Origin of the sequence: Novosphingobium marinum (assembly GCF_013408095.1) — a bacterium.
Taxonomy (GTDB): Bacteria; Pseudomonadota; Alphaproteobacteria; order Sphingomonadales; family Sphingomonadaceae; genus Novosphingobium; species Novosphingobium marinum.
Genome location: NZ_JACBZF010000006.1, coordinates 1 through 20000 on the forward strand (window position 1 = coordinate 1; position 20000 = coordinate 20000).

General features: G+C 59.7%; 16 protein-coding genes and 2 pseudogenes. 10 read left to right on the forward strand and 8 right to left on the reverse strand.

The window, feature by feature from the left end; genetic code table 11:
- Positions 1–80 precede the first annotated feature (80 nt).
- Positions 81–203: pseudogene (locus FHS75_RS14630) on the reverse strand (SAM-dependent methyltransferase); the annotation flags it as partial.
- 58 nt (positions 204–261) lie between these two features.
- Positions 262–1433 (reverse strand): IS3 family transposase gene (locus FHS75_RS14635; protein WP_179408449.1). Its coding sequence is split into 2 segments (ribosomal slippage): positions 262–1169 and positions 1169–1433, totalling 1173 coding nucleotides; the frame shifts between segments, so codons are not numbered across the junction.
- A gap of 108 nt (positions 1434–1541) precedes the next feature.
- Between FHS75_RS14635 and FHS75_RS14640 the strand changes: the two genes are divergently transcribed.
- From FHS75_RS14640 to FHS75_RS14655, 4 genes and pseudogenes are all read left to right on the forward strand, one after another.
- Entirely contained in the window at positions 1542–1934 is a 393-nt protein-coding gene (locus tag FHS75_RS14640) for a class I SAM-dependent methyltransferase (RefSeq protein WP_179408450.1), read from the forward strand.
- A 95-nt stretch (positions 1935–2029) separates the two neighbouring features.
- A pseudogene (locus FHS75_RS17940) lies at positions 2030–2224 on the forward strand (DUF411 domain-containing protein); the annotation flags it as partial.
- Positions 2225–2642: 418 nt separating this feature from the next.
- Positions 2643–3914: an APC family permease gene (locus FHS75_RS14650; RefSeq protein WP_229735678.1), complete on the forward strand. Its 1272-nt coding sequence runs from the start codon at positions 2643–2645 to the stop codon at positions 3912–3914.
- 275 nt (positions 3915–4189) lie between these two features.
- Positions 4190–4528, forward strand: a complete 339-nt coding sequence (locus tag FHS75_RS14655) for a hypothetical protein (RefSeq protein WP_179408452.1) — start codon at positions 4190–4192, stop codon at positions 4526–4528.
- Between the two features lie 109 nt (positions 4529–4637).
- Here FHS75_RS14655 and FHS75_RS14660 read toward each other — a convergent pair whose 3' ends face one another.
- The gene (locus FHS75_RS14660; protein ID WP_179408453.1) at positions 4638–5234 is read right to left on the reverse strand and encodes a hypothetical protein; all 597 of its coding nucleotides are present in this window, start codon (positions 5232–5234) and stop codon (positions 4638–4640) included.
- 137 nt (positions 5235–5371) lie between these two features.
- On the opposite strand from FHS75_RS14660, the gene FHS75_RS14665 reads away from it, so the two are divergent.
- From FHS75_RS14665 to FHS75_RS14675, 3 genes are all read left to right on the forward strand, one after another.
- A complete protein-coding gene (locus FHS75_RS14665) occupies positions 5372–6640 on the forward strand; it encodes a hypothetical protein (protein ID WP_179408454.1) in 1269 nt (422 codons plus the stop codon).
- 323 nt (positions 6641–6963) lie between these two features.
- Complete coding sequence (locus FHS75_RS14670; RefSeq protein ID WP_179408455.1) at positions 6964–7779, forward strand: universal stress protein; 816 nt, start codon at positions 6964–6966, stop codon at positions 7777–7779.
- Between the two features lie 87 nt (positions 7780–7866).
- The gene (locus FHS75_RS14675) at positions 7867–8706 is read left to right on the forward strand and encodes a class I mannose-6-phosphate isomerase (RefSeq protein WP_179408456.1); all 840 of its coding nucleotides are present in this window, start codon (positions 7867–7869) and stop codon (positions 8704–8706) included.
- Between the two features lie 51 nt (positions 8707–8757).
- Here FHS75_RS14675 and FHS75_RS14680 read toward each other — a convergent pair whose 3' ends face one another.
- The 4 genes from FHS75_RS14680 to cls form a co-directional block, all read right to left on the reverse strand.
- A complete protein-coding gene (locus FHS75_RS14680) occupies positions 8758–9789 on the reverse strand; it encodes a DMT family transporter (RefSeq protein WP_218845284.1) in 1032 nt (343 codons plus the stop codon).
- Between the two features lie 79 nt (positions 9790–9868).
- Positions 9869–11206 (reverse strand): glycoside hydrolase family 130 protein, encoded by a 1338-nt coding sequence (locus tag FHS75_RS14685; protein WP_244959108.1) that lies wholly within the window; start codon positions 11204–11206, stop codon positions 9869–9871.
- The gene (locus tag FHS75_RS14690; RefSeq protein WP_179408457.1) at positions 11203–12531 is read right to left on the reverse strand and encodes an SAM-dependent methyltransferase; all 1329 of its coding nucleotides are present in this window, start codon (positions 12529–12531) and stop codon (positions 11203–11205) included. The genes FHS75_RS14685 and FHS75_RS14690 overlap by 4 nt, the downstream gene beginning before the upstream one ends.
- A 449-nt stretch (positions 12532–12980) precedes the next feature.
- Positions 12981–14411 (reverse strand): cardiolipin synthase, encoded by a 1431-nt coding sequence (cls, locus tag FHS75_RS14695; protein ID WP_119083574.1) that lies wholly within the window; start codon positions 14409–14411, stop codon positions 12981–12983.
- A gap of 420 nt (positions 14412–14831) precedes the next feature.
- Here cls and FHS75_RS14700 point away from each other — a divergent pair, with 420 nt between their 5' ends.
- The 3 genes from FHS75_RS14700 (at position 14832) to FHS75_RS18120 (ending at position 18071) form a co-directional block, all read left to right on the forward strand.
- Positions 14832–16181, forward strand: coding sequence for a glycosyltransferase family 4 protein (locus FHS75_RS14700; RefSeq protein WP_172593103.1), 1350 nt, complete (start codon positions 14832–14834; stop codon positions 16179–16181).
- 106 nt (positions 16182–16287) lie between these two features.
- Complete coding sequence (locus FHS75_RS14705) at positions 16288–17049, forward strand: HAD-IIB family hydrolase (RefSeq protein WP_179408458.1); 762 nt, start codon at positions 16288–16290, stop codon at positions 17047–17049.
- A 254-nt stretch (positions 17050–17303) separates the two neighbouring features.
- Positions 17304–18071, forward strand: coding sequence for a lysophospholipid acyltransferase family protein (locus FHS75_RS18120; RefSeq protein WP_083988182.1), 768 nt, complete (start codon positions 17304–17306; stop codon positions 18069–18071).
- A 155-nt stretch (positions 18072–18226) separates the two neighbouring features.
- Here the strand turns inward: FHS75_RS18120 and FHS75_RS14715 are convergent, their stop codons facing one another.
- Positions 18227–19843: an L-lactate permease gene (locus FHS75_RS14715; RefSeq protein ID WP_229735673.1), complete on the reverse strand. Its 1617-nt coding sequence runs from the start codon at positions 19841–19843 to the stop codon at positions 18227–18229.
- Between the last annotated feature and the right edge of the window lie 157 nt (positions 19844–20000).

Genomic DNA, 20000 nt, shown 5'->3' on the forward strand with positions numbered 1-20000 from the left:
GGCCCTCAATCTGCCGCCGGATAGCCGCGCCGCCTAAGCGTTCGCTGATTGTTCGCCCTTAGCGTTGTTTAGCGTACCATCCACGCTATGCCCTCCTCTTGACCCGGTGCGAGCGCGAGCTTCGCGGCGATATGGGCGAGCTTGGCCTCCTGAGCTTCGGCCAGTGTCTCGACGCCTTCGTCCCAATAGGCGCAGCTATACTGAGGTGGACCCGCCTTCTTGGACAGGTTGGCGGCGAAGTTAAGCTAATCCCGGATGTGATTATGCCGCCAGTTTGGTCATCAGATCACGGGGGGCATGCCCCCCGTGATCTGTTTCTCTGATCCGCCCATAGGCCTCCGCCGGGGTTCGCCCGGCCAGACCCGAGTGCGGTCGCTGCGTGTTGTAATAGGTGATCCATCGCCGGAGGCCAGTGCGCAGCTCCGAGCCGGTCTCGAAGGCGTGGAGGTAGACGCATTCGTATTTGAGGGATCTCCACAGCCGCTCGATGAAGACGTTGTCCATCCACCGGCCTCGGCCGTCCATGCTGATCCGCACCTCGGCGTCCCGCAGCACGCTGGTGAACGCAAAGCTGGTGAACTGGCTGCCCTGATCCGTATTGAAGATTTCCGGCTTGCCGAAGCGCGCCAGTGCCTCTTCCAGTGCTGCGACGCAGAAGCCAGCATCCATCGTGTTCGACAGCCGCCAGGCCAGCACCTTGCGCGTCGCCCAGTCCATGATTGCCGCCAGATAGAGGAACCCGCGCCGCATAGGGATGTAGGTCACGTCGGCGCACCACACCTGGTTCGGCCTGTCGATCATCAGCTTGCGCAGCAGATATGGATAAATGCGGTGCTGTGGATGCGGATCACTCGTGCGCGGTCGCTGGTAGATCGGCGACAAGCCCATCTTCGCCATCAGGCGCCGCACCCGACGTCGGCCAACCTGGTGGCCTGCACGTTGCAGATGCCGGACCATTTGGCGGCTGCCATACCACGGACAGTCTAGGAACGCGGCGTCGATCACCCGCATCAGCGCCAGCGTCTCTTCGGCTTCAGGCACCGGCGCATAGTAATAGGATGACCGGCTGATTGACAGCAGCCGACATTGCGCCGTGATCGACAAGCGGTGGTGAGCAGGTTCGACCATCGAACGCCTCCGTGCCACGCTCATCGACCGGAGGCTTTGGCTAAAAAATCGCGTTCCACGACCAACTGGCCGATCTTGGCGTGGAGCTTCTCGACCTCGGCCTCGCTGGCTGCCCTGGCATCATCGCTTGCCCCGCAGAAGGTGTCTGCCATACCTTCGACCGCCTGCCGCTTCCAGGCCGCGATCATCGTATGATGAATGCCATGCTTCGTCGCCAGCTCCGCCAGCGTCAGATCACCCCGGATCGCCTCCAGCGCCACCTTCGCCTTGAAATCCGCGCTATAGCGCTTCCTCGTCTTCTTCATTTCCCGTCCATTCCTCAGGTCGGGATTAGCTTAGCACCCTGTCCAGTTTTCCGGGACCACCTCACCACGATCGACATAGCCCGGCGAAAAGCTGCGCATAATTATGAGATGTCGTCCATCCGTTGGCACCATGGTTTTCTCGACAGCCTCGAGCTTCAGGACAATTGGCGACCAAACAAGATCGTGAGCAGCCTTCTATTCCACCAGGTACCGGCGGGGCAGAAGAAGGTCCTCATCGAGGAGATCTGGAACCTGCTCGAGCCCGGCGGGATGGTCTTGATCGCGGATTACATGAAGCAGGAAAACCCGCTGATGCGGGCGCTGTTTCGCGCGACCGTCCAAAGACTGGACGGATTTGCGGACACCCAGCCCAACGCCGACGGCGTAATGGAAAAGCATATCTCTGCCCGATTTATCGACAGCATGAGGTTAGCCCGATTCAATACGCCGACAGGTGCCATTTCTCTGTGGCGCGGCTATAAGGCAAGGACCAGCAATTGACCAGCACTGCCCCTCCATCGGCCCTGCGCAGACCTCTCGCGAGTGCTTTGTTCGTTATTCTTGCCGCATGTTCAAACGTCGCGTAGGCCGCAAGCTACACGACGGGAGTCGAGGGCTATGTCATCGAGGGACATGTTCCAGATGAAGCCATTGCGAGACTGCTGCGCGAGCGACCCGACGGCGTGGCCGGGCTTGCCGTGCCCGGCATGGAGGCTGGCGGCCGCAGGCAGGCATTTGAGGTGTTTGCGTTTGGCCCGCGCGGACAAAGGGTTTTCGCAAGCTACCCCTAGCACGAAGCGAGTGGCCCGCCTGTCCGAGAACAGGGCAACCGAGATGGACAGCGAACCAAACGGGGCGCTCTGTAGTCGAGCCGAGGGAACTGAATTGACCAATATCACATCTGGTAATCAACCCGAGCGGAATTCCAAAGGGCATGCCGTCCGACCTTATACGCCGGCCAGGCATTTAGGATCAGTCGCCAAAGCCCACTTGACCGCAGATAAACGCGGGGCGCATGAGGCAGGCCGCTGCCCTTTCAGTCTCGTGCCGGCGATCGCGAAGATGCACCCTGCCCCCTCGCGCGCAGGTTGGCCTTGTTTTCAAAGTTAGAGAGTTGTGAACGAGATGAAACACGAGGGACATGCGGCATCGACCGGGACCCAAAGCAGCAAGAGCGAATCTGCCATAAGTCTCGCCGGTGGCGTGGCTATGGGCACGGGGGTCATGATCGGCGCCGGAATATTTGCCCTAACCGGTCAGATCGCACAGTTGGCCGGGCCGCTGTTCCCGCTTTCCTTCGTCGTGGGAGCTATCGTGACGGCGCTTGCGGCCTATAGTTACATCAAAATGTCGAACGCCTGGCCATCGTCTGGCGGCATCGCGATGATCTTGCAAAAGGCCTATGGTCCGGGCGTCGTGGCGGCCTCTGCCTCACTGCTCATGGCGCTCTCGATGGTGATCAATGAAAGCCTGGTAGCCCGTACCTTCGCTGCTTACGCCCTGCGTCCGTTCGGCCAAGAGGAGAATGCCCTTTTCCTGTCTATACTCGCGCTAGCTCTGATCGTCTTCGCCTACTTCGTAAATGCGTCCGGCAATCGTTCGGTGAGCGGCTTTTCGCTCATCATGTCCGTGATCAAGGTCGGCGGCATCGTCGTTTTCGCAGTGGCGGCGATCTGGGCGAGCGGTTTCTTTTCTGGCGCTTTTTCCGAAGACATTTCGCAAACCGGTGGCGGCGCATTTCTGGCATCGGTGGCATTTTCCATCCTCGCCTTCAAAGGCTTCACGACCATTACGAACAGTGGCGGCGATATTGTTGATCCGCATCGCAATGTTGGTCGCACGATCGTCATCTCGATTGTCATCTGCGTGGTGACGTACCTGCTCGTGGCACTGGCTGTCGGAGCAAGCCTGACGATTGGCGAGATTGCCCAAGCGCGCGATTATTCTCTGGCCGCCGCCGCCAGACCGGCGCTGGGTCAACTGGGCTTCTGGTTCACCATCATCATTGCACTATCGGCAACTACCTCGGGGGTGATCGCCAGCGTGTTCGCGGTCTCGCGCATGCTGGCGATGCTGACTGACATGAAGATGATCCCGCACAGTCATTTTGGCATGAAAGGCGGAATACGAAGCCATATGCTGGTCTACACGGTCGTGGTAGCCGGCTCGCTAGCGGTGCTGTTCGATCTGTCGCGCATCGCTTCCCTCGGGGCGTTTTTCTATCTGGTCATGGACATGCTGGTGCATTGGGGTGTCTACCGGCACCTACGAAAGGAGATCGCTGCAAAAAGCTCCGTTCTGCTCGCCGCGATTGCAGCCGACGGTGTTGTTCTTGCTGCCTTTACTGCCACCAAACTCGACACCGACCCGCTTATTGTTGGCATCGCTGCGGCCCTCATCGCCGCTGTTTTTGCTCTTGAAGCTCTCTTCCTGCGTCGAATAGGCAGAAAGGATGAGAAACCCGGGTCGAAACTAAGGTGAAATCCACCACCGGCCCGGATGACGAGACGCGGCTGATCCCCGATGAAGCACGCATCTTTTTATTAGATGGTGATGGGCTCCAAGTTCATCCCCGCTGCCTCCGAAGCGGCCGACTTGCTTGATGCGCCGCTCGAGGTTTTATCGGCCATGCGTGATCGGCAAGGATGCACTGCTGTCCGGCTCCAAGCTTCAGGATGCGCTGGCTCTCACCTCCCGCGGTTTCAGGTATCCGCCCGTCTTGATAGATTGCTTCCTCAATCCAGGAGTTTCGACATATGACAGAGCAAAAGAAGAGCGCCGCGGTTTCGCGATGGGAAGATGAGGGCGGGGCCACGCCGTGCGGCCCTCAGGAAGCTTTGGCAGCAGCTTGCGACGAATGGGATATTCCCGCACTTTCCGATGCCGAGATCATCCAGCTGCGCATCCGGGTAATCGCATTGGAAAATATTGTGCTAAGTGTGCTAGCCAAAGCCACTGACGAACAACTGACGCAAATTGGCGAGATGGCGGAATTCATCACCCCGCGTCCCGGTGCCAGGCAACATCCCCTCACCATTCATGCCGCGTCCCAGATGACCCAGCTCGTGGAGCGCGCCAAACATTTTCGATCGTAAGGATACGAGCGCAATCTGCTAGCCAATCACATCAAATTCGTGCGGTGCGCAAGCAAGAATCGCGGCCAGTTTGCGCTCGGGTCACAGGAAGCCCTTTGGCAGTCTATCGCTAAAGTAGCGGTAGCGCTCTTTGTGTCAGACGATTCGCTGCAACTTGTTCGGTAAAAGCCCCGTAAGCAAGGCGCGATCCCTCCGCGGGGAGGCGAACCGCGCAAAATCCCTCCAGGACTTCATTGGGTCCATCCCGCAGGGCCGCGGCTTGCAGTCCAAGCGCGGTATCTTCGACGAAGGCGCGCGCCGTCGATTCCGTAATCGCGTCCTTGACGGACCATCTCTCCCAGCGGACGATATGTTCGTTCAGGCGATTGTTTGCGCCGCGCGCGGCACCGAATTCCGCGATCCCCATCTGCATCAGAGCGTGATAGGCGGGGTGGAACTCAACTTCGTCCAGGCGCTGACCGAAGCGGTCAAAACCTTTAAGGGTTGGCGGGTTCTCATTGGCGAGCCTACCAAGCTCCAGCGTCTCGGCCCGGCCCACCAGTTCGCCGAAGGCGCCCAGACGGTCCTTGTGCAGCCCCGCTCCAGAACCGGATACACCATCCTGAATTGCCCGGTCGGCGTCAAAAGCATTGAAATCGACGAGCGGCGGCGGCTGATTGCTGACCTCGTGGGTTTCGAGTGCTGTAAGGGGACGATAGGGTACCATGACAACAAATGTGCATCTCGCGCGAGCGGTCATCAAGGTCGGATTTCGCATCTGTGCTTGCCGACCAATGTTGTTGAAATATTCCAGGAGCCGCCGCGTCCTTGGAGATAACCCCCAAAATGCCGCCAGGAGACCCGATGCAAGACAAGTCAAAAGCGCTCCAGGCGGCGCTACGTGCCAATTCCGTGTGTTCCTGCATTACGCTCGACCGGGACATGCTCGAGGCCACATTGAACAGCCAGACCGGACGTGAAGGTTTCGGGGAGCAGTTGGCGATCTCGCACCCGCACCTGTTCGCGAACTCGCCGGTGTTTATCGCGCCGGAGACAGTGACGATGATGGTACGCGTCGTCACGGCGGTGGAGACCGCCGCAGCCCTCGCGCAATATGGTGAGGCGGTGCAGAAGTGGGCACCGCCCAGCTCCGCCCCCGATCTGGGACCTGCCGGTGCGCTGATGGGGTATGACTTTCATCTTTCCGAATCCGGACCGGTTCTGATCGAGATCAATACCAATGCCGGGGGCGCGTTCCTCAACGCAGCCCTCGCCAGGGCGCAGCGTGCCTGCTGCTTCGGCTCCGATGGCTCGAATGGATCAGTGGAGGATTTTGGACCGGCGATTGCGAGAATGTTTCGCAGCGAGTGGTTACGCCAGGGCCGCACCGGGACACCCAACATGATTGCGATCGTCGATGACGCGCCCCTTGATCAGCATCTCTATCCGGAGTTTCTGCTCGCCAAGGCAGCGCTCGAGCGTCAGGGAATTTCGGCGGTCATCGCGGATCCAACGGCTTTTGAGGCTTCCGGCGGTGAACTTTTTGCGGATGGCTGCAAGATCGATCTGGTGTACAATCGTCTCGTCGACTTTACCTTGGAAGAGCCGGATCATTCCGTCCTCAAGGACGCTTATCTGAATAATCTGGCAGTGGTCACGCCCAACCCATACGTCCACGCCATGCTGGCCGATAAGCGAAACCTCTCGCTCTTGAGCGACCCCGCGCTCCTGACCCGCTGGGGCCTGGCAAAAGAGCAGACTGAGGTTCTTGCGACGACTATTCCCGCTACCACTCTGGTAACACCTGATAACGCCGCGTCGCTTTGGGCGGAACGTCGGCATCTCTTCTTCAAGCCGGCGCAGGGATATGGCAGCAAAGCCGCCTATCGCGGTGCCAAGCTCACCCGCAGCGTCTGGTCACAGATCCGGGACGGTGACTATATCGCCCAGCAATACGCGCCGCCGAGTCTTCGCAAGGTCAAGTATGATGGAGAGGCTGTGGACCTCAAGGTCGATGTGAGGCTCTATACCTACGCTGGTTCCGTATTGTTGAAGGCGGCGCGGCTATACAGGGGGCAGACGACCAACATGCGCACACCGGGTGGCGGTTTTGCGCCAGTCCTGGAAGTCTGAATTTTCACTGAATCCTCTTCGTGCTCGCAAGTTGTGATGTTCGCTCGGGAAGGCTTCCGGCTGTTCGGATGGGTATGAGCGGCCATACCCGCCCGCTCGCTACGCGTGTTGGCCCCGGCAGCGGCATTTCGACAGCGAGCGATGAGTGGGAGTTCGGCCCTCGGTAAGGGATCCCGTGCCCTTGTCAAAAGCGGCGTCTCGAAGGTCCACAGCGCTGGACAGGGACGGTGTGTAAGATCGGATCGAGTGAAACGTCAAAGACAACAAGGAGTGCTTTTTGATCCAGCGCAAGCGCTCGATTGCAACCGGACCAGGATGATCAGATGAAGTCGGTTTTGCTCCACATAAACCAGGATCCTGGCCAGGCCGCACGGTTAGCTGCTGCCATGGAAGTCGTTCGCGCCCACAACGGGCAGCTGATCTGTTTGCAGGCAACCCCTCTCGATGCGTATTTCTTTGTCGGCGATCCGTTTGGAGGGTCATACGTTCCTTCCGGCATCTTCCAGACTTTTCGCCAAAACGAGAAACTTGAACAGGTGCGGATCGAAGATACGCTCAAACGGGAGGGAATCGATTGGCAATGGCTTCACGCCGAGGGATCAGCGGCTCAGACCATCATCGAACACGCGAAGTTTGCCGACCTCGTCGTTCTAAGCCAACCCGAAGAGAAGGAAACAATTCTCCCGCGCAGGGCGCCGCTCGCCGCCGACGTGGCGCTCCATGTTCAATCGCCCGTACTACTCGTGCCGGCTGCCGGGCAACGCTTTACCAACAGCAGTGCTGCCATGATCGCCTGGAATGGCTCCCCAGAAGCTGCCAACGCCATCCGGCAGAGCCGTTCGCTTCTGCGCGCCGCGCCCAAATTGCATATCGTAAGTGTCAGCGAGAAGGGGGAGAAACCTTCTTTGGACGATGTCCGCAATTATCTGGCGCGATATGGTGTCACCGCCGAAAGTCATGATTGGCCGCTCGACGGAGACACCGTGGCCAATGCGCTCATTGCGGCCGCAGCGAGTCTCGAAGCAGAATATATCGTGCTCGGTGCCTATGGCCATTCACGACTCCGCGAAACTGTTCTGGGCGGCGTCACCCAGGATCTTATCACGACGAGCCCCGTTCCGCTGATTCTCGCGCACTGATATGATCGGCGTACGGGCCCCGCGATATGCACATGGTTTCTCCTTACCAGCCCCTCAAGCAAGGGGTAGTCAAGGGAGGCGTCGGCAATGACCCCTGTCCAGCTCGTTCCCCGCTCGGTGGCCAAGGTCTGGGGTCGCCGTCAGCCTGGCTTCGGATTTGCGCAGGCAGCAAGCGGCGACGATCCGATCGGTGAAATCTGGTTCGAAGAACCCGACCACCGCTCAGGCGCCCTTCTTGTCAAATACCTGTTTACGAGCGAGCGGCTCTCTGTCCAGGTCCATCCAGACGATGCCGAAGCGCGAGCGCTCGGACATCCGAGGGGCAAAGACGAATGCTGGGTGATCCTGAAGGCTGAGCCGGGTGCGCAGATCGGCCTGGGGCTGAAGGCAGTTGTCGCCATCGACACCCTGCGCCTCGCAGCGCTCGATGGAACCATAGAGACGATGCTTGACTGGCGCGAGGTGAGCCCCGGCGACGTCTACTATCTGCCCGCAGGAACCATCCACGCGATCGGTGCGGGAATTACCCTCATCGAGATCCAGCAAAATGTCGATCTTACCTACAGGATGTACGATTATGGCCGTCCGCGCGCCCTCCATTTGGAAGCAGCGCTGCGCGTGGCACGCCCCGAACCCTGGCAGGCTCTCACACAACCATACGTTCTTGCCGATGCTCGCCGGATAGTCGCCGAAGGACATAAATTCGTGGTCGAGCAATGGAGCGGCGCTCGCGCCGGTACACTCGCGCCCGGCACAGCGGCATGGATTGTACCGCTTTCAGGACACGGACGTATAGGTGATGCCCCCGTGGAGCCGGGCCAGGCATGGCTGGCCGATGAGCAGCATTCCCTCGACTACAATGGCGAACTGCTCGTTGCCTATCCGGGCAGCAAGGTGACTGAGGGCCTCTGGGTGTCGTCCCGTTGAATAAGCCGAATTGAGCAGCGCAGTGCCCTATTATCAATCTTGCCAGCCACTTCACTTGGATCGGCATGCGGAACCCTGATCACGAACCGGGTCTCTATCGGGCTCGGCTTTCGTTCCTAGATAGACGCCTATGCCGGCGAGGACCACGCCGATCATCACCATGAGAGTGAGCGGCTCGGCGAAGAAAAGGGCTCCGATCGTAATGCCCAGAAACGGCACGAGAAAACTGAACACGTTCGCTTTTGAAAGAGGCATCGAGCGCAGAGTCGTTTGCCACAGCCAGAAGGCGAGTGCTGTCCCTGGAAGTGCAAGCCCTACGAGCGAAACTATGAAGCCCGGCGACCAGACGACAGCACGTGGATGTTCGGTCAGCACGGCGATTATCATCAGCGGAATGGCGCCGATCAGCAATTGAAGGCCCATCGCCATCGCCGCGTCGACCCGGTTGGCAAGCTTCCTGATTGCGACATTGCCAGCGGCAACACCGAGCGCGGCCAGGAGCACGTACATCAGGCCAAGTCCGGTTGAGCGCTCGTTGCCGGCGAAGACCTGGGGGGCAGCGACGATGATGACGCCAAGAAAGCCGATCAGCAGGCCGGTCCATCCGCGCAACGCAAGGCGTTCCCCGATCAGGCCGTATGCGAGTACCGCGGCGAAGATGGGTTGGGTATTGGCCACGACGGTCGCCAGGCCGGGAGCGACAAATTCGGCTGCATGGAACATCCCGAAGTAACCCAATCCGGTCATGCCAAGTCCTGCAAGCGCGATCCACCCCCACTCCGCCCTGTCTTTCGGGAAGGGTTTGCCCAGGCAAAGCGCGACCAGAAGCAGCGCCGACCCTGCCGTAACGGCGCGAAGACTTGCGAAGGTCAGATGCGGGGCGAAATCGAGCCCGATCGTGATCAGCGGGTAGCATGAGGCCCAAAGGACCATCACGAGAATGGCAGACAGCCTCGGCGGAATCAAAGCGTCATCGACCGGACGGTGTTCAGGGTATTGCATCGCCGCACAGGATACAGAGCTACCCCCACATTGGGGGTCCTCTTTGGGTACGCGCAAACCGCATCCGCGGTGCAGCAGCACGCTGCTGGCCCAAATTCGATCGTCTGGAATCCACCGCTTGTCCTGCGCTCAGCGCCAACCAATACCAAAAAACCTGCCCTCACTCCATAGTGGCAAGTAGCCGGTCGATGGGGACGGTGGCAAATGTCGTGTAACTATCCGCAATTGCGTAGGGAAGAAGAAGCACCCCGTCATGCACCAGGCTGCCGCAGCTATAAACCACATTGGGCACATAACCTGAACGTTCGTCCGCTTGCGCACGCAACAGCGGTTCGCGGGTGCGCGCCAGAAGTCTGGAGGGATCCTTCTTGTCGAGCAGGCACGCACCAATGGCGTAGTTTCGTACTGCACCGACGCCATGAGTGATCACGAGCCAGCCCTCGTCCAGTTCGATAGGCGAGCCGCAATTGCCGATCTTGATGAACTCCCAGGGATAGCGCGGCGAGACGACAGTGACGCTTTCGCCCCAATGGTGAAGATTGTCTGAGAGCGCCAGCCAGATGCTTTCGTCGTCGTGGCGGCACAGCAGTGCGTATTTCCCGTCTATCCGTCTCGGGAAAAAGGCGAGGCCCTTGTTGTTAGCCCCCGGTCCTTCCATTCTGTGGAGATTGAAGGTTCTGAAATCGTCGGTTGTGAGAAGTTCCGGCGCGATGGCCCGGCCGTCATAGGCAGTATAGCTGCCCAGATAGCGCGATGAGCCATCATCCTCGACAAAGCGAACCAGGCGCAGATCTTCGATGCCGTTGCGTTGCTGCGCCGTTACCGGGAAGAGGACACGTTCGGAAAGATCATCGCCTTCGTTGCAGACGATCCGGATGCTCCCATCGCTAGCGGATGGATTGGGATCCCGCTCGAGCCGGTGCGCGACGACCTGGCGGCTTGGCGCATCGATGGTGAGTCCGGTTTTGATATTGTAACTGCCGGTCCTGAACGTGACGGACGAAATATGCCCCTCCCCCACGCCGCGCAACGATAGCACAAATCGTAGGCTGCCTGGCGGCAGACCCGTCTGATCGGGATGCGGGACGGCACTCGGATTAAAAAGCGCCGCCGCCTCGTAGGAATATTCCTGGTGAAAGAACGCGCCGATGAGCAACGCCTGTTCACGCGTAGCGGAGCATTTCGCGATGATGCGACCGTTGATCTCCTCGAAGCGCGCCAGCAAGAGTTTCTCGACGAAGTAGCTGCGGTCTTCGAAAGGGAGCAATGTCTGCGCAAGGTAGGCCGAGACGGCTGCATGGTCCATCGAGAGCACCCTGTCCACGATGCGCTGCAGCCGCGAGCGTTCCGGCATGGTCAGGGCAAGGGGATCGTCAGCCGGGAAAAACGGCCGAATGACGACCCGCGATGCATCGGGATGCAATTCGACCGGCAGCCGCTTCATGATCCCGGGCTGCCCGCCGCGCGATCCAGTCGCTAATGATGGATTGCGCGTCATACGCATTCGCCCACGCGCAGCGGGACGGTTTCGGATTCGACGCGCTCGTTGAGCGCCTCATCCGCCCAGTGCGGATGCCCCTTCCGCGGATCGGAATAGAGATAGTCGCGCGTCAGGGGAACGGCGTCGCGCTCCTTGGCAAGCTGTACCTGGAATACCATCAGGGTTCCGTTACGGAACATCATCTCACAGGCAGCGAGATAATATTCCCACATCCGGCAGAAGCGTTCGTCGTAAAGTGCGTGCGCCGCGGCGCGCCGCTCCTGGAATCTCTCGTACCAGTGGCGCAGCGTCTCTGCGTAATGGAGGCGCAATATTTCGATATCGGTCACCCAAAGGCCGCTGCGCTCGATCGCCGCGAGTGTTTCCGACAGGGCGGGAACATAGCCGTCCGGAAAAATGTACTTGTCGATCCACGGGTCGCGCCCGCCAGGCGGTTCCATGCGGCCGATCGAATGTACGACGGCTATTCCGCGCGGCGCCAGGTTCTGCTTGATCGCCTCGAAAAAGGTACCGAAGCTCGCCGCACCGACATGCTCAAACATTCCCACCGAGACAATGCGATCGAATTGCTCGTCGATTTCGCGGTAATCGGCCAGTTTGAAGGCTGCGCGATCATCGACGCCCTGCTCGCGGGCGCGGACCCCAGCGCGGCGATGCTGTTCCTCCGAGAGGGTGATCCCCGTCACCTGCGCATCGCAGTGCTGTGCCAGCTCGATCGCTAGTCCGCCCCACCCGCAGCCAATATCGAGGACCCGGTGCCCTGGCTGGGGCAGGAGCTTCTTTGCAATGTGCGAACGTTTGGCAGCCTGCGCGTCCTCGAGCGTGTCACAATCCTCGCCAAAATAGGCGCAGGAATATTGCCAATCCTCGTCGAGGAACATTTCATAGAGCCCGCTCGAAAGGTCGTAATGGTGCGCAACGTTCGCTTTGGCCTTGGCCTTGCGGATGGGCCGCAGGACATGAGCCAAACGCCCCAGCTTCGCGCGCAGGCGCGCCAAAGGCGCTTCATCGAGCGCGGTCAGGTTCGATGAGACAACAAACAGGAAGTCGCGCAGCGTGCCTTCCTCGATCGTCCATTCTCCATTCATGTAGGCTTCGCCAAGCGTCAGCGAGGGATTGATGAGCAGGCGCAGCGGAAGGTCAAGCCTGTGCAGCCGTACGATCACTCGCGGACTATCCTGCGGCGTGCCGAAAGTCATCCGGTTGCCCGCGGCGTCGATCAGCACGAGTTCGCCCCGTTTGACGAGCCGTCGAAGCAACGGAGCCAGAACCGCGAGCAAACGCCGGCCAAGTACGGCATGGACTTGTTTGGATTTGCGCATTTCGGCTCCCACCTTGCTGGATGACTTTCGAAAGACGCCGCCAAAGGCGATCTATTACAGGACATCGCTCCAAGGTAGTATGGCTTCAAGGCCGGTGCGCCTGGACGGCCAGTCATTATCCGGGAATGGCAGATTGAATGCGGTCGCCGCGTGCGCGGCGATTTTCAGGCATTGAGAATTGGTGCGATGTGGGCGCTTTCTTCGCCGAGGCGACCGCGCTGAAAGGGGCGCGCAACCCGCGAGCGTTTGGCGCTGTCGGCAATATTCGACCTCCCAGGACGGGCAAGCCGGGCAAGCATGCCGGATCCAGGATGCGCTCGCAGACTTCGGTAAGCGACAAGCTCTGCGCTCCGCATACTGGCTGCGCGCACCCTGATCGACAAGGCTAATTACGAGCAATCACTGCCGAGGAAGCTCCGCCAATGCTCCGCGCGGGGGTGGTGAAGCGTTCAAAGGAGAGGGCCGAAGAGCCGTGCAATGTTCTGCGCCAAGGTCGCGAGGAAGGACCGCCTCCTCCAAGCCTCCAGGCTGAGCGTATCGCTAACGGCCAGATTGCGCTGCTGTTCCATCCTGAGATCGACAGCAATCTCTCGATCGTAGCAAACTAGGCTGGCCTCGGCATTGAGATAAAAGGAGCGCATGTCGAGATTGAGCGATCCGATGAGGACGATCTCGTCGTCAATACTGATGTGTTTGGCATGCAGCAGCCCCTCGCGGTAAAGATAGATCGCGACCCCGGCGCTCAGAAATTCTCCATAATAGGATCGCTGCGCCAAGCCTACGAGCCAGGAATCGCTAGCATGCGAAAGAATGATCCGCACTTCGACCCCGCGCATCGCGGCTGTTTTCAGAGCCTGGAGAAGCGATTCATCCGGAATGAAATATGGGGTCGTCAAAGTGACACTGCGCCGCGCGCCATGAACCAGGGCAACCACTAACGGACCTGCGCCCGCCAGGGGATATTCCGGACCGCTCGCCAGAAGCTGAGCGGCGTATTTGCCCTTGGCGCGCCCATGTGGAAAAAATTGGCTCCGGTCGAGCACCTCCCCTCGTTCGAGAAACCAGTCGGCGGTAAAGACCGCTTGCAATTCGAGCACGATCGGCCCTTCGACGCGCAGGACAAGTTCCTTGTTGATCAGGCCCGAGGACGCCTTCTTGTCGATAACATTCTGCGAACCGATGTAGCCCACCTGCCCGTCGATCACGACGATCTTGCGATGATTGCGAATATCCGCACGCACCTTGCCCAAACCTGGAAATGCGACGGGGAACGCGCGAGCGACCGCGACACCTCCCGACCTCAGTCTGCGCGTGACGGAAGATGCCCAGGAAAACGAACCCATCGCATCGATCAGCACGCGGCAATCGATCCCGCGCTTCGCGGCATGCAGCAGCGCCGACATAATCCGGTCGCCACTTGCGTCATCCGCAAAAATATAGGTCGTCAGATGAACATGATCGCTTGCCTGTTCGATATCCTCAACAAGCCGATCGATTACCCCTTCGTAATCAGGTAGAAAATGGATTGCATTTCCGCCCAGCACCGGAAATCGACTGAGGCTTTCGACGAAGCGCGTGGCTGATTCCAGATGACCCGACACCGCCGGCCGCAGGCAATGGCGCGAATGGACGATTTGCCGGGCCGCGCGCGCAAGCAGGATTTGCCCCTCGGCGAACCGCCGCCGACGCCAGCGCGGTGCCTTCGGTTGGCCGGCGATAAGATAAAATAAAAACGTCGGGATCGGAAGAAAGAGAGCGAACAGAAGCCAGGTGCGAGCTTCCTCCGGCGAGCGCCGTGATGTGACAGTCACGAGCATGACAAGGCGGATCGTCCACTCCAGCGTCAGGTAAGCGAGCGGAATGGGATCTGTCAGGTTCATGCCGGGCCGGCCGCACTATCAGTGCAGCCGATCCGGCCATCCCAGAACCTGCCACCGTCAACGAGAATGCCCATTGGCGCCAGTTCCGCAAGGACGACAGATGAAAGGGCGACACGCCAGGATTTGGACGTGCCGCCCTTCCCCGTGCACGGGATGGAGGAGTGGGGGGCGTCCCGTGCCGGGCAGTCGGTATTCGGAGAAATTGGCAGCTCCGTGTTGTTTGCATCTCGGATCCCACGCTACCGGGCCATGCGCACTCCGGATGAATAGCATCCCATTCTGGACCGCCTATCAAACGCCCACAGGGACGATTCGATGCGCGACTTCTTACAGTTGTCATACGGCGCGCGGCGCGCGGCGCGCGCTTTTCGTAAGGAAAAGTCTCACTCCGCGTCCTTGTCAATATCCAGGGGACGAACCTTGCCCGAGAGCATCGGCAACCGCCTCGTCCTACCACACAGACCGAGTGAAGAATCCACCATGCATCCAGTCAACGTCGTGAATGCCAGCCCTCAGATCGCCATGGTCGGCAGCTATGTGCCCCGGCAATGCGGAATTGCCACCTTCTCACAGGATTTGCGCGGCGCGATCGTGCACGGTTTGCCCAAAATGGGTTGCAGGATGATTGCGGTCACCGATCAAGCTGGAGCGTATGATTACCCTGCGGAAGTTGGTCTGGAAATTGAACAGCAAAATGCCCGGACGTACACCGACGCCGCCGAGTATCTGAACTCCTCGCTTGTCGATGCCGTTCTCCTGCAGCACGAATTCGGGCTTTATGGCGGTCCGGCGGGATCCTATCTCGCGAGCTTCCTGCGCCAGCTTCGCAAACCTCTGGTCACCATCTTGCATACAGTTCTGAGCACACCGGATGACGATCAGCGACGGGTCATGGCCGAACTGATTAGGCATTCGGCCCGTCTCGTCGTGATGGCCGAAAAGGGCCGTGAGATGCTGGAACAGATCTATGCTGCACCGGCAGACCAGATTGCTGTTGTGCCGCATGGTATTCCCGACCTTGCTCTGTCCGATTCAGAGCGCGCGAAGCACGCGCTTGGCTTCGGCGGGCGCTCGGTTGCCATGACGTTCGGCCTGCTTTCACCGGGGAAAGGGATCGAGACGATGATCGCCGCGCTGCCGCAACTGGTCCGGACCAATCCCGACCTTCTCTATGCGGTCGTCGGCGCGACCCACCCGCACCTGCGCGCGAGCGAGGGGGAGCGCTATCGCGACAGTCTTCGCAAACTGGCGGACGAGTTCGGCGTAGCCAGCCATCTCCATTTTGTCGATCGCTATGTCGATCTGCCCGATCTGCTGCAGCTGCTCGCAGCCTGCGATATCTATGTCACGCCCTATCTTAACGAGGCGCAGATTTGCTCTGGCACGCTTGCCTATGCCGTTGGCCTGGGAAAGCCGGTCGTCTCGACTCCCTATTGGCATGCGCAGGAGTTGCTGGCGGACGGCCGCGGCATGCTGGTGCCGTTCAGCGACCCGCAGGCGATGGCCGGTGCCGTCGGCCGCCTCCTGTCGGACTTCAGCTTGCGACGCCAGACCGAGGCACGCGCCTTTGCGCTCGGCCGCACAATGACCTGGTCGGCGGTGGCGCAACGTTATGCAATGATAATTGGCGATGTTGCGAACCGGCCCATCCCGCTACAACAAGCGGAACCCCACTTTGAGGCCCAACCACAGACATCCTTTTCGCAGGCCGGCTCCAGTGATCCCCTGCGCGCAGATGCGCCACGGCTTGTCGTGAATGGGCGAGTGTGAGGGCTGAATTGGAGATCGCCGGATCTGCGCCAAACGCGACCCCAGCGCGCGCGCATCTCGTTTTCGGTGGCTATCCCAATCTGAATTCGGATTTGAAAGAGCGTCCATGAAATCGATCGCCATATTTGACCTCGACGGGACTCTGGCTGAAAGCAAGCAGCCGATTGATGCCGAAATGGGTGGCCTTCTGGCCAGCCTGCTCGATCATATGGCGGTTGCGGTCATCTCAGGCGGGGACTGGCCCCAATTCGACAAGCAGCTGCTCGGACGGCTGCCCGATGTCGCTGACCTGTCCCGGCTCTTTCTCTTGCCCACTTCCGGAAGCAAGTTTTTCCAATATGAGCGCCGCTGGCGGCAAATCTATGCCGATGAACTGACTGAAACTGAGCGCAGCGCGATCTACGCAGCGCTGCTACAGGCAATCGCGGCGATCGGATTGGATGCCGGGCAGAGCTGGGGCGATCGGATCGAGGATCGAGGTACGCAGATCACCTTTTCCGGTCTCGGCCAGCAGGCGCCACTCGACCAAAAACGAAGCTGGGATCCCGATCTTCGCAAACGTCAGCGGCTCAAAGCTTTCCTCGAGCCAAAGTTGCCAGCCTTTTCGATTCGTATCGGTGGAGCGACTTCGCTCGATATTACACGGCGCGGCGTCGACAAGGCCTACGGGCTTGCGCGCTTTGCCGAGGTGGTCAGCATTCGCAAGGACGAGATGATGTTCTTTGGGGATGCAGTGTTTGCAGGCGGCAATGATGCGCCTGTCAGAGCTGCGGGAATCGCAACTGTGCCGGTTGCCCTTATCGGTGAGACCAAAACCGCAATAAGGACGATCATAGCCTGCGGCCCGCCGCTTTCCACACATTTCTGAAGCTCGGAAACCTCCCAGCAAGCCGATCTTCCGGCCGCCCGGATATCGCAACGCGCTCGGGAAGGTCGGCTTTTGTCGTCCTTTCCAGCTTCCATGAAGTTTCACCCAGCTCGTCGACACGGCAAGTTGGCCGATCCGAGTGCGCCATCATCACCATCGAAGATTTCGAACCGCGCCCGCGCACCACGAGCCAGGTCCGCGCGCCGTGCAACAGGTGCTTGTGTAATTCCTGTGCCCTGTACGCGTCTCTTTTGATGGCCCATCTGAACCCTCGGCATGGGTCCGCGCGGCACGCAAATGGAAGGCATTTCCACATTCTCACGCTGAGAACATGGCTTTTCAAAGCTTCCTGGGTTCTCTGGACTCTAAGCTTCGCGCCTCTGATTCCTGTTCTCTGCCTCAGCGGAAGACCTCCGCGAGTTGTGCGCAGAATTACGCGGCTCTGGGCGCGAGGGACCTTGGCACTCCTTGCCGCGTGGACCGGTATAATACATCGCGTACACGGCGATTGCCATATTGCTCTCAGACCAGCCTTGATTCTGGGAAATCATCAGTCGCCCTGGGAAACGATTGCGGCACTCGTGTTATTTCCCGATCTGGCCATAGTCGCGAAGCAGGAACTTCTCAAAATACCCGTTCTGGGTTGGTATCTTCGATATTCTCCCATGGTCATCATCGATCGAGGCGACACCACCGGCTCGGTGCGAAGCATGGTGACAGCGTGCCGGGATGCTCTTTCCGACGGCCGATCACTGTTGATTTTTCCAGAAGGCACACGCCAACCGGTCGGATCGCCAATCATTTTCAAACGCGGCGTGGAACTGTTGTATCGTACGCTTGGCCTGCCCGCGCTTGTTTTCGTTCACGATTCCGGGCGCTTCTGGCCGGCCGGATCTGTCCTGCGGTCCGGCGTCATTACAGTTTCGCTTCTACCTCCGATTCCGCCAGGCCTGGACGCTCGGGAGTTCTTCCAGCAATCGCAGCGAATGTTGGCGGATGAGGTCGCCCGTCTCGCCGGTTAGCAAGAAAATGCCGCTACCCAATTTAGCGGCTCAGAGTTAGGTGAAGTGGCGGCAAGTTTATTGGCCACTTTTACCGGATAATGTTCGTGGCCTCGGCATGATTTAGCCCCGCGCCGTGCGACAGTGATCGAACTGCCGGAGCCCGCGATCCATTGTCACGACGCCAGCATGAGCGCAAAGATGATCGTGCCCGAGGCCAGCGCGTAGATGAGCATCGGCAGGAAGGTGAAACGAATGATCGTTCCTTCCTCCCTGATCAGACCAACCACCGCGGCTGCGGCTACCACGTTCAGCACAGATACCATGTTGCCGGCATTCGCACCGAGCATTTGTCCGGCGAGCACCAGTACTGTTGGCATGCCGACCTGCTCAGCGGCCTGCGTCTGCAAAAGAGCAAATGTCATATTGCTGAATGTGGCGCTACCTGAAAGAAAACTGCCAAGGGCGCCAAGCAACGGAGCGACCAGCGGCCATTTCGTCCCGACACCGCCAGCGGCAAAGCTGGCAAGCTCCATCGGCATGCTGCGAAGACCAGCGTCGTTTACGCCTGACTGGATAAAAATGCGTACCATCGGCACCGCTGCGCCCAGTGCCATCGCACTCGTTCCGACGATTCGGGCAGCCTCATTGAGCGAAGTTCGGACCTGGGCAAGGTTCATCCGGTGCATGCGAAGCGTCAGCACGGCGATGACAACAAACATGGCGCCTGGCAGGTAGAATGGCGCGACCGAGACACTGATCTCTGTCCCGAAGATGCCGTTCCATTGAATGGAAACCTTGTTCAACCAACTCTTGAACGGCAGGATTTCGATCCGCGTAACGACAAGCATCACCGCGAGAAGCAAATAGGGTGACCAGGCACGCTTGAGTGACATCGGGGAGGCGACGAGGGCGCCGTGCTCTAAAGTTGGTCTCAGCCCTCCATCCGGCAAAAGCCATCCCTTCCGGGCAATCGGAACGATGATCGCTAGACCACAAAGAGCGCCGATGAGCGCGGGCAGCTCGGGCCCGAGCATTGCCGCCACGCCAAGTGCGGGCAGCGTGTAGGCAAAGCCGGCCGCCAAGGCGAATTTCCACGCCGCGAGACCGGCCTTCCAACTTTGACGCACATCGAAGAAACGCGTGAAGATCAGGATCATGATGAGAGGGATGAGGCTGCCGACAAAAAGATCTATCATCGCTGCCTGAACCGCGACTGCCTCGAGCATGGTTTCCAAACTTTGGTCACCGTCGGCCGCGATTGCCGCATCGACCTGTCCGTCTTCCTCCAGACCCTGCGCGAGGCCTATTGCGACGGGCGTGCCGATCGCGCCGAAGGAAACAGGGCTGCTGTCGGCAATCAGCGCAAGCACCACGGCTGCCATTGGCTTGAAGCGCAGAGCGACAAGCAAGGGTGCGGTGATCGCGGCCGGGGTTCCGAAACCAGCAGCACCTTCGAGGAAGGCCCCGAAAAGCCAGGCGATGACTATAATTTGCGCGCGGGGGTCAGGGGCAATGCGGGTGAACCCGTCCCGGATGACGGTCATGGCTCCGCCTGCCGTGAGAACCTTGAGCAGGAAAATCGCCCCGAAGACTATCCAGACGATCGATGCCGCGATCACCGTCCCCTCGGCGGCGGCAGCAAGAACCTGGATTACCGGCACACGCCAGATGACGACGCTCACAAGGGCGGTAACGAGAAGGCTGATAGGCATCGCCACGGCGGCAGGCAAACGAAGCATGACCAGCAGTCCGAGGACCGCAATGAGCGGCGCAAGCGCGGCAAGGATCAAGGCTATTGTGATCGGGCCAGCACTCCCCTGCTGTCGGGCGTTGCACCTCCGGCGCCCATTGAGACGCTTGGTACGGATACGTATTACACTGGAACCGCGAGCTCGTGGGTCCCCTTATCCGTGACATCAGTCTTCCCGATCACGCAAGGTTGCCTTA